Source organism: Arenimonas sp. (genome assembly GCF_019459675.1).
Taxonomy (GTDB): Bacteria; Pseudomonadota; Gammaproteobacteria; order Xanthomonadales; family Xanthomonadaceae; genus Arenimonas.
Window position 1 is genome coordinate 1 of the sequence record NZ_JAIBFH010000172.1, and the last position, 9,478, is coordinate 9,478.

At 68.9% G+C, this 9,478-nt stretch carries 10 protein-coding genes and 1 pseudogene; all 11 read left to right on the plus strand.

Translation table 11 applies throughout. The annotated features are described in order from the left end of the window. A partial coding sequence (locus tag K0M70_RS05995; RefSeq protein ID WP_290780599.1) for a thioredoxin family protein occupies positions 1-1,110 on the plus strand: 1,110 nt, incomplete at its 5' end. Position 1,111: 1 nt separating this feature from the next. Then, positions 1,112-1,666 (plus strand): TlpA disulfide reductase family protein, encoded by a 555-nt coding sequence (locus K0M70_RS06000; protein WP_290780602.1) that lies wholly within the window; start codon positions 1,112-1,114, stop codon positions 1,664-1,666. 106 nt (positions 1,667-1,772) lie between these two features. Further along, positions 1,773-2,234 (plus strand): type II 3-dehydroquinate dehydratase, encoded by a 462-nt coding sequence (gene aroQ / locus K0M70_RS06005; RefSeq protein ID WP_290780605.1) that lies wholly within the window; start codon positions 1,773-1,775, stop codon positions 2,232-2,234. 44 nt (positions 2,235-2,278) lie between these two features. Beyond that, positions 2,279-2,749: an acetyl-CoA carboxylase biotin carboxyl carrier protein gene (gene accB, locus K0M70_RS06010; protein ID WP_290780608.1), complete on the plus strand. Its 471-nt coding sequence runs from the start codon at positions 2,279-2,281 to the stop codon at positions 2,747-2,749. Positions 2,750-2,760: 11 nt separating this feature from the next. Next, entirely contained in the window at positions 2,761-4,128 is a 1,368-nt protein-coding gene (gene accC / locus K0M70_RS06015; protein ID WP_290780611.1) for an acetyl-CoA carboxylase biotin carboxylase subunit, read from the plus strand. A 16-nt stretch (positions 4,129-4,144) separates the two neighbouring features. Then, positions 4,145-4,816: a hypothetical protein gene (locus K0M70_RS06020; RefSeq protein ID WP_290780614.1), complete on the plus strand. Its 672-nt coding sequence runs from the start codon at positions 4,145-4,147 to the stop codon at positions 4,814-4,816. 148 nt (positions 4,817-4,964) lie between these two features. Beyond that, positions 4,965-6,635: a phosphoethanolamine--lipid A transferase gene (locus K0M70_RS06025; protein ID WP_290780617.1), complete on the plus strand. Its 1,671-nt coding sequence runs from the start codon at positions 4,965-4,967 to the stop codon at positions 6,633-6,635. Between the two features lie 55 nt (positions 6,636-6,690). Further along, positions 6,691-7,599, plus strand: coding sequence for a 50S ribosomal protein L11 methyltransferase (gene prmA / locus K0M70_RS06030; RefSeq protein ID WP_290780620.1), 909 nt, complete (start codon positions 6,691-6,693; stop codon positions 7,597-7,599). A 56-nt stretch (positions 7,600-7,655) separates the two neighbouring features. Then, positions 7,656-8,174: a DUF3426 domain-containing protein gene (locus tag K0M70_RS06035; RefSeq protein WP_290780622.1), complete on the plus strand. Its 519-nt coding sequence runs from the start codon at positions 7,656-7,658 to the stop codon at positions 8,172-8,174. A 121-nt stretch (positions 8,175-8,295) separates the two neighbouring features. Continuing rightward, entirely contained in the window at positions 8,296-8,574 is a 279-nt protein-coding gene (fis, locus tag K0M70_RS06040) for a DNA-binding transcriptional regulator Fis (protein WP_290780625.1), read from the plus strand. 130 nt (positions 8,575-8,704) lie between these two features. Further along, a pseudogene (purH, locus tag K0M70_RS06045) lies at positions 8,705-9,478 on the plus strand (bifunctional phosphoribosylaminoimidazolecarboxamide formyltransferase/IMP cyclohydrolase); the annotation flags it as partial.

Consider the following 9,478-nt stretch of genomic DNA (forward strand, 5'->3'; position numbering starts at 1 on the left):
AAGGCCGTGTCGCTGGCGCAGGGCGGCGGCCAGGCCAAGCGCCAGGCCCTGTGGTACACGGCCGGCGTGCTGGCCTGCTTTGCCGCGGGGGGCGCGAGCGCGCGGGCGCTGCGCCAGGCCGGCCTGGCGCTGGGCTGGGGCTTCCAGCTGCAGCAGCCGGGCGTCATCGCGGCGCTGGCGCTGGTGATGGTGGCCATCGGCCTGTCGCTGTCGGGCGTAGTGAGTTTTGGCGCGTCGCTGGCCGGCACCGGCCAGAAGCTGACTGAAAAGTCCGGCCCGGCGGGCGATTTCTTCACCGGCGTGCTGGCGGTGGTGGTGGCCAGCCCGTGCACCGCGCCGTTCATGGGCACGGCGCTGGCGTTTGCGTTCGCGGCCTCGCCGTCGGTCGCCATCCTGGTGTTTTTGTTCCTGGGCCTCGGCCTGGCCCTGCCCTTCCTGCTGATCGGTTTCGTGCCGGGGCTGGCCAACCGCCTGCCGCGGCCCGGCGCGTGGATGGACACCTTCAAGCAGGTGCTGGCGTTCCCGATGTACCTCACGGCCGTTTGGCTGCTGTGGGTGCTGGCCAAGCAGCGCGGCGCCGACGCCATCGGCCTGGTGCTGGTGGCCGCCGTGGTGCTGGCGCTGGGCCTATGGTGGTGGGAAAAGGCCCGCTGGCGCGAGCGCGTGCTGCCGCGCGTGCTGGCCGGTGCGCTGGTGGCGGCCTCGCTGTGGGCCGTGGTGGTGGTGCAGCGCATGCCCGCCCCCGAGCGCGCGGCCGCGGCCGAAGCGGGCGTGGTGGAATACTCGGCCGACGCGCTGGCGCAGCTGCGCCGCGACGGCCGCGTGGTGTTCGTCAACATGACCGCCGACTGGTGCGTCACCTGCAAGGCCAACGAAAAGGCCGTGCTGGCCCGCGATGGCTTCCGTACCGCGCTCGACGCCGCCGGCGCCGTCTACATGAAGGGCGACTGGACCGACGTGGACCCGGCCATCACCGCCTTCCTGGAATCACACGGTGCCGTGGGCGTACCGCTTTACGTGGTTTACCCGCGCCAGGGCGAACCGGCGGTGCTGCCGACCGTGCTGACCCAGGCCACGGTGGAACAGGCCCTGGCCGAGGCGGCACGCTGACATGAAGCACCAAGCCGCCCTCACCTGGGCCGCCATCGTGTTGCTGGCCGGCATCAGCGCCGGCCTGGGCTGGTGGCTGGGCCATCGCGTACTGATCCCCGCCGAAAAGGCGCCGCCTCCGGGCCTGGTCGTGGTGGGGGAAGGCGACCTGCTGCCGTCGCTGGTGCTGCCCGAACTCGAGAGTGGCCAGCCCTTCACCGTCTCGGGCCCCGGCCGCCCGCGGCTGATCAACTACTGGGCCAGCTGGTGCGGACCCTGCCGCGAGGAAATGCCCGCGCTGGACGCCTTCGCCGCGCAACAGGGCGGCAACGGCGTGCAAGTGATCGGTATCGCGCTGGATACGCGCGAAGACGCGCTGGCCTTCCAGCGCCAGGTGCCGGTCGCTTTCACGCTGCTGCTGGAAAGCGCCGGCCCGTCCGACAGTTCGGTTCGGCTGGGCAATGCCCGCGGCATCCTGCCCTACACCGTGCTGCTGGACGCGCAGGGCCGGCGGGTGAAAACCCACTACGGCGCCTTCCCGAACGCCGAATCGGTGCGCCGCTGGGCCGCGGACTAGCGGCCAGCGGAATTCAAACGCCCGTTAAAATCCGCGAAGTCGCGGGTATCGTCTGGACAGCCCCCCGGCCTTGACGGCAGACTGTGCTGCTCCTGGGGAGGATGGCGTGGCGAAGATCCTGGTACTGCATGGTCCCAACCTGAACCTGCTCGGCGAACGCGAGCCGGGCATCTATGGCCACGCCACCCTGGCCGACATCGACCAGGCCCTGGCCGCCAGCGCCCAGGCCGCCGGCCACGCCCTGGAAAGCTTCCAGTCCAACGCCGAGCACGTGCTGGTGGACCGGGTGCAGGCCGCGCGCCGCGACGGCACCGCCTTCATCGTGATCAACCCGGCCGCCTTCACGCACACCTCGGTGGCCCTGCGCGACGCGCTGGCCGCGGTGGCCCTGCCCTTCATCGAAGTACACCTGTCCAACCCGCACGCCCGCGAGCCCTTCCGCCAGCACAGCTACTTCTCCAGCCTGGCGCTGGGCGTGGTGAGCGGCTTCGGGGCCGACAGCTATTCCTACGCGCTGCAGGCGGCCATCAAGCGCCTGGCCGCCAGCGACACCCCGGCCGGCCGCTGAGCCGCGCCACCCCTCCCTTTCCACAACTCCAAGACGAGGCCGGCATGGACCTTCGCAAGATCAAGAAACTCATCGACCTGCTCGAGGAATCCAACCTCGCCGAAATCGAGATCAAGGAGGGCGAGGAGTCCGTGCGCCTGGCCCGGGTGCCGCGCGGCACCGTGATGGCCGCCCCGGCCCCCGTCGCCTACGCCGAGCCGGCCCGCGCGGCCGCGCCCGCTGCGCCGGCACCGGCGCTGTCGGCCGATGCGGTGGGTAAGTCCACCAAGGACGTGCCCGATGGCCACACCGTGCGCTCGCCGATGGTGGGCACCTATTACGAATCGCAGAGCCCGGACAAGCCGCCGTTCGTGAAGGTGGGCCAGACGGTGAAGGCCGGCGAAACGCTGGGCATCATCGAGGCGATGAAGATGTTCAATCCGATCGAAGCCGATGTGTCGGGCACGGTGCGCGCTGTCCTGGTCAAGAACGGCCAGCCGATCGAGTTCGACGAGCCCATGTTCGTCATCAGCTGAAGGCCACCCCCATGCTCGACAAGATCGTCATCGCCAACCGCGGCGAGATTGCGCTGCGCATCCTGCGCGCCTGCCATGCGCTGGGCATCAAGACCGTGGCCGTGCACTCCACGGTGGACCGCAACCTCAAGCACGAGGCGATGGCCGACGAATCGGTGTGCATCGCCCCGGCGCCGTCGGCCGCCAGCTACCTCAACATCCCGGCCATCATCGCCGCGGCGGAAGTCACCGACGCCAAGGGCATCCACCCCGGCTACGGCTTCCTGAGCGAGAACGCCGACTTCGCCGAGCGCGTGGAGAAATCCGGCTTCGTCTTCATCGGGCCCACCCCCAAGGTGATCCGCATGATGGGCGACAAGGTGGAGGCCATCCGCGCCATGAAGGACGCCGGCGTGCCCTGCGTGCCCGGCTCGGGCGGCCCGCTGCCCGACGACGACGACGTGTGCCTGCGCCACGGCCGCGACATCGGCTACCCGGTGATCATCAAGGCCGCCGGCGGCGGCGGCGGCCGCGGCATGCGCGTGGTGCATACCGAAGCTGCGCTGCTCAACGCCATCGCCGCCACCAAGCAGGAGGCCAAGGCGGCCTTCAGCAACGACATGGTGTACATGGAAAAGTTCCTGGAAAACCCGCGCCACGTGGAAATCCAGGTGCTCAGCGACGGCCAGGGCAACGCCATCCACCTGGGCGAGCGCGACTGCTCGATGCAGCGCCGGCACCAGAAAGTCGTCGAAGAAGCACCGGCGCCCGGCATCACCGAAGCCCAGCGCGCCGAGATCGGCCGCATCTGCACCGAGGCCTGCGTGCGCATCGGCTACCGCGGCGCCGGCACCTTCGAATTCCTGTTCGAAGACGGCCGCTTCTACTTCATCGAAATGAACACCCGCATCCAGGTCGAACACCCCGTCACCGAACTGGTGACCGGCGTGGACCTGGTGCGCGAACAGCTGCTGATCGCCAGCGGCCAGAAGCTCAGCATCCAGCAGTCCGACATCGTGATCCGCGGCCACGCCATCGAATGCCGCATCAACGCCGAGGACCCGGAAACCTTCCTGCCCAGCCCCGGCCTGATCAAGCATTTCCACGCGCCGGGCGGCCCGGGCGTGCGGGTGGATTCGCACATCTACGAAGGCTACAAGGTGCCGCCCAACTACGATTCGATGATCGGCAAGCTGATCGTGCACGGGGCCACGCGGGCCCAGGACATCGCCCGCATGCGCGTGGCGCTGATCGAGATGGTGGTGGACGGCATCAAGACCAACGTGCCGCTGCAGAGCCGGATCATGGCGGACATGGGCTTCATCCAGGGCGGCACCAACATCCACTACCTGGAAAAGCGGCTGGCCGAGCGCAAGGAAAAGGCGATAGGCTTGGGTTGACCGCCAGGAGACGTCGATGCGCCGGACCACTGTATTCCTTCTGGCGCTTTCAGCAGGCACGTTTGCAGGCTGCGCGCTGGAGCATCCGGCCACCGGGATCGGCAAGCGGGTCACGGTTGAAACACTGGAAGCCGGGGAGTTCGCGGGTCGGTTCAAGGCCAGCACGGTCTCGCAGGGCGAGGCCACTGTCCTGGACTACGCGGCCGCCCTGCTGCAAGCCAGCGGCCAGCGCTGCAACGACTCGTATTCGGTTCAAGACCAATCCCCCCGTCTGCTGAACATGCAGGAAATGGAGTCGATCGTTCCGGCCGGTGAAGAGCTTTCGATGACGGTAGCCTGCGCCTACGACCGCCTGCCGGGCCATCGCATCGTCAACAAGGGCGAGACCGGCGAATTTTATGGCGCAGCGCCGCAAGGCGTGTCGCAGAAGATGGGTTACGGCACGGTGCGCAAGGACCAGAACCGACGGGTAGTCGCCGAAAGCCTGGCGGGCAACTTCCTGCGCGAGGTTTACACCGAGGACTGCGCGGGCAAGGCGGTGCTGGTGGAAAAGATCGTCATGCTATCGGAGCCGATCGAGCCTACGGCCTTGCTGCCGAACGTCGAGAACATCCATGTCGCGATGCATTACCGCTGCGTGGATTCAAGCACGGTGGCCGCACCGCTGGCGGCAGCCGCGGCGTCCTGAGCCGCTCAAGCCATGGCCGGGCGCAGCCCGCCCGAGAGTCCGGCCCGCGCTTAACGCCCTCCGAACATGCGCCTAAGGCTGCGTTAATCCGGATGGCGCAGCATGCACCATCGCCCGTCCCGGGCCAGTGTCGGTTGGAAGGTTGTCCATGGTGTTTGGCAGGAAAGTCACCCAATCGCTGCCGCGCAAGCGCACGGCGCTGTCGGCGAACCAGCTGACCGCGATCGTGTCGGTGCTGTTTGCACTGTTCTACAGCGCCGGCTTCTGGAAGCACCTGATGGCGGCCGACCTGCTGCCGGGGCTGCGCGGCGTGCTCTTCCTGGCGGCGGCGGGCCTGCTGATGGTGGGCATGAACATCCTGGTGCTGTCTTTGCTGGCCTGGCGCTTCGTGCACAAGCCGCTGCTGGCGGTGGTGATCCTGCTGGCGGCATCGGCGGCCTATTTCATCGACAGCTACGGCGTGGTGGTGGACCGGCATGCCCTGCAGAGCGTGCTTGAAACCGACGCCCGCGAAGGTGCGCAGTGGCTTTCGTGGAAGATGCTGGTCTACCTGGGCCTGCTGGGCGTGGTGCCGGTGCTGGCGCTGTGGCGCGTGCCGGTCACCTACCGGCCCTGGCCCCGCGAGCTGCTGTCGCGCGGGCTGATGATGCTGGCCGCACTGGTGCTGATCGGCCTGGCCATTGCGCCGTTCTCGCGCGAGATGGCGTCCACCGCCCGAAACCACTCGCAGCTGCGCGACCTGGCCACGCCGTTCAATGTGTTCTCGGCCGTGCGCGGCTACATCAAGCACAGCGCCCCGGCCGCGCCGGTGGTGATACGGCCGCTGGGCACCGATGCCCGCGGCGGCACGCGCCCGCCCGGCGCCAAGCCGCGCCTGCTGGTGCTGGTGATCGGCGAGTCGGCGCGCGCGGCCAGCTTCAGCCTGGGCGGCTATGGCCGCGACACCAACCGCGAGCTGGCCAAGCTGGACATCACCTATTTCACGGACGTGAGCAGCTGCGGCACCAACACCGCCACGTCGCTGCCGTGCATGTTCTCCAACCTGGGGCGCAAGGACTACCGGGAGTCCGCCGCCAAATCGTCCGAGAACCTGCTCGACGTCATCACCCACGCCGGCTTCCAGGTGGAGTGGGAGGACAACAACACCGGCAGCAAGCGCATCGCGCTGCGCAGCTCCGACCCCGAAGAAGACATGGCCACGCTGGGCGCCACCGACCTGTGCGACGAGGAGGGCTGCCTGGACGAACTGCTGGTGCGCCACCTCAGGCGGGAACTGCTGCCCACCGACCCTGACGCCACCGGCGACAAGGTGTACGTGCTGCACATGATCGGCAGCCACGGCCCGGCCTATTTCAAGCGCTATCCGAAGGCCTTCGAGCGTTTCACGCCTTCCTGCGACAGCGTCGCGCTGCAGTCCTGCACGCCAGAGCAGATCCGCAACAGCTACGACAACACCATCGCCTACACCGACCACATCCTGGCGCGCCTGGTGGCGCTGCTGGGCGAGCACGCCGATCAACGCACGTCGGCCCTGCTCTACCTGTCTGACCACGGCGAGTCGACCGGCGAAAGCGGCGTCTACCTGCACGGTGCGCCCTACCTGTTCGCCCCCGGCGAGCAGACCAAGGTGCCGATGCTGCTGTGGAGCTCGCCGGCCTTCCGGGAATGGCGCGGCCTGGACATGGCCTGCGCACAGGCCAGGCGCACCCTGCCGGTAAGCCACGACCATTTTTTCCACACCGTGCTGGGCCTGCTGGACGTGCAGACCAGCGCCTACCGCTCCGAGCTCGACGCCCTGGCCGGCTGCGCCCCGGCCTGAGGCCCGGCAGCCCGGGTAATGCGACAATGGCGGCCCGCTATCGCCTTTGCCCGCCATGCCCTTCCTCGAACTCTCCCTGCGCTGCCGCGCCGACGACGAACACCGCGTCGAGAACGCCCTCAACGACCTGGGCGCCCTGTCGGTCACGCTGATGGACGCCGACGCCGCCACGCCCAACGAAAGGGCGGTGCTGGAGCCCGGCGTGGGCGAAACGCCGTTGTGGCCCGAGATCACGATGATCGCGCTGTTTCCCGGGGACACCCTGGCCGAGCTGGTGCTGCATGCGCTGGAGTCGTTCGACGACGGCATCGACCTGTCGCAGGCCGAGTTCCGCGAAGTCGCCGACCAGGACTGGGAACGCGCGTGGATGGACCAGTACGTGCCGCTGAGTTTCGGCCGCCGCACCTGGATCGTGCCCTGGAACATGGAAACGCCGCCCGAAGCCCGCAATGGGGTGATCGTGCGGCTGGACCCGGGCCTGGCCTTCGGCTCGGGGACCCACCCCACCACCGCGCTGTGCCTGCGCTGGCTCGATTCACTGGTGCTGCGCGGCAAGACCGTGCTCGATTTCGGCTGCGGCAGCGGCATCCTGGCGCTGGCCGCGCTGAAGCTGGGCGCCGAGCGCGCCGTGGGCGTGGACAACGACCCCCAGGCCCTGGCGGCCAGCGCCGACAACGCCGAGCGCAACGGCGTGGGCGACCTGCTGAGCGTGTATTCACCCGAAAACGAGCCGGTGGCAACGTATCCGGTGGTGGTGGCCAACATCCTGGCCGCCGCGCTGGATGCGCTGGCGGACACATTGGCCGCACGCGTCGCCCCGGGCGGGGTGATTGCACTGTCCGGCATCCTGCACGGGCAGGAGGGGCCGCTGCTGGAACGCTACGGCGCGTGGTTTGATTCGCTGGAGGCCGTGCAGGACGGGGATTGGATGCGCATCACGGGCCAGAGGAAGCCGATCGCTTAGGCGTTCGCGTCCGTCGCCTCCGACGCAGCCTGCCCGCACATCGCTATCATTCCCCCATGCCCCCGCGCGCCCCCCGCTTCGCCGTCACCGACACGCCCGCGCCCGCGCGCCCCATTCCCTGGGGGGGGTGGGGGGCGGCGCTGGCGCTATGCGTGGGCCTGATGCTGCAGGTGATGCTGGCCGACCGGGCGCGGCTGGCGAAGGATCCGGCCTGGCGGCCGCGGCTGGAAACGGTGTGCGGCCTGCTGCGCTGTTCGCTGCCGCCCTGGCACGAGCCCGCCGCCTTCCGCATCACCAACCGCGAAGTGCAACCGCACCCCACCGCGCCCGGCACCCTGCTGGTGACCACCAGCTTCCGCAATGACGCACGCTGGCCGCAGGCCTGGCCGCTGATGGAAGTGGCGCTGCTCGACCTCGACGGCCAGGCGCTGGGGCTGCGCCGGTTCGAGCCGTCTGCGTACCTGGGCAGCCCGCCGGTCCTGCCCCTGATCGCACCCGGGCAATCGGCCATCGCCACCCTGGAAATCCTGGACCCCGGCAAACGCGCGGTGGCTTTTACCTTTGATTTCCACTGAACGCGACGGTACTTCGGGCCCATTCGCGCGCCGGAAAACTTTGACGTAAACTGCCTCCCCCTCAGGCATCGGCCCGGGGCCCGCACGGAAGCGGACACCACCCTGCCGGAGCTTCCCAGAAGTGAATGCCCAACCCGCCGCGCGCGCCGAGTCCCCGAGCCACGCCGCCGGCCACACCCCGCTACGCGACCACGTTGCCCGCTCCGTCCGGCGCTACCTGCAGGACATCAACGGCTGCGAGCTCGACGACCTGTACGAGGTCGTGCTGCGCGAAGTGGAGGCCCCGCTGTTCGCCGAAGTGATGCGCTACTGCGAAGGCAACCAGAGCCGCGCCGCCGCCTGCCTGGGCATCAACCGCGCCACCCTGCGCAAAAAGCTGAAAAGCTACAGCCTGGCCTGACCAGAACGCGGTCAGGTTCACTTTTCCAGCGAATTTCGTTCGAAGGGCTGCCAAGCCCTGGCCGGGGAAAGTGAACCTGACCCCGTTCTGCTGCACTCGGTATAATTGGGGATTCCTTTTGGGGTGCCTGATGACTGCTGAACGCCGATCCGTTCGCCGCGCGCTGCTTTCCGTTTCCGACAAGACCGGCGTGATCGACCTGGCGCACAGCCTGGCCGCCCTGGGCGTGGACCTGCTTTCCACCGGTGGTACGGCCAAGGCCCTGCGCGATGCCGGTATCGCGGTCACCGACGTGAGCGACGTCACCGGCTTCCCGGAAATCATGGACGGCCGGGTCAAGACCCTGCACCCGAAGATCCACGGCGGCCTGCTGGGCCGCGACGGCGTGGACGACGCGGTGATGGCGCAGCACGGCATCGCGCCCATCGACCTGCTGGTGGTGAACCTCTACCCGTTCGCCGCCACCGTGGCGCAGCCCGGCTGCAGCTACGACGACGCCATCGAGAACATCGACATCGGCGGCCCGGCCATGCTGCGCGCCGCCGCCAAGAACCACGCGCGCACCAGCGTGGTGGTGGACCCGGCCGACTACGCCGCGCTGATCGCGTCGCTGCAGGCCGGCGGCACCGACGCCGCGCAGCGCCGCGCCTTCGCCGCCAAGGCCTACGCGCACACCAGCGCCTACGACGGCCAGATCACCCAGTGGCTGTCGCCGCGCGCGGCCGACCCGGAAACACCGGAAGCCTGGCCGCACACCTTCAACCTGTCGCTGGGCCTGGCCTCGTCGCTGCGCTACGGCGAAAACCCGCACCAGCGCGGCGCGCTTTACATCGAGAAGGACGCGCCCCAGGGCATCGTCGCCACCGCGCGCTTCCTGCAGGGCAAGGAGCTGAGCTACAACAAC

Excerpts from the sequence above, each read along its gene's own strand:
- K0M70_RS06000 (WP_290780602.1), top strand. The coding sequence starts at position 1,112 with ATGAAGCACCAAGCCGCCCTCACCTGGGCCGCCATCGTGTTGCTGGCC.
- accB (WP_290780608.1), top strand. The coding sequence starts at position 2,279 with ATGGACCTTCGCAAGATCAAGAAACTCATCGACCTGCTCGAGGAATCC.
- accC (WP_290780611.1), top strand. The coding sequence starts at position 2,761 with ATGCTCGACAAGATCGTCATCGCCAACCGCGGCGAGATTGCGCTGCGC.
- K0M70_RS06020 (WP_290780614.1), top strand. The coding sequence starts at position 4,145 with ATGCGCCGGACCACTGTATTCCTTCTGGCGCTTTCAGCAGGCACGTTT.
- K0M70_RS06025 (WP_290780617.1), top strand. The coding sequence starts at position 4,965 with ATGGTGTTTGGCAGGAAAGTCACCCAATCGCTGCCGCGCAAGCGCACG.
- prmA (WP_290780620.1), top strand. The coding sequence starts at position 6,691 with ATGCCCTTCCTCGAACTCTCCCTGCGCTGCCGCGCCGACGACGAACAC.
- K0M70_RS06035 (WP_290780622.1), top strand. The coding sequence starts at position 7,656 with ATGCCCCCGCGCGCCCCCCGCTTCGCCGTCACCGACACGCCCGCGCCC.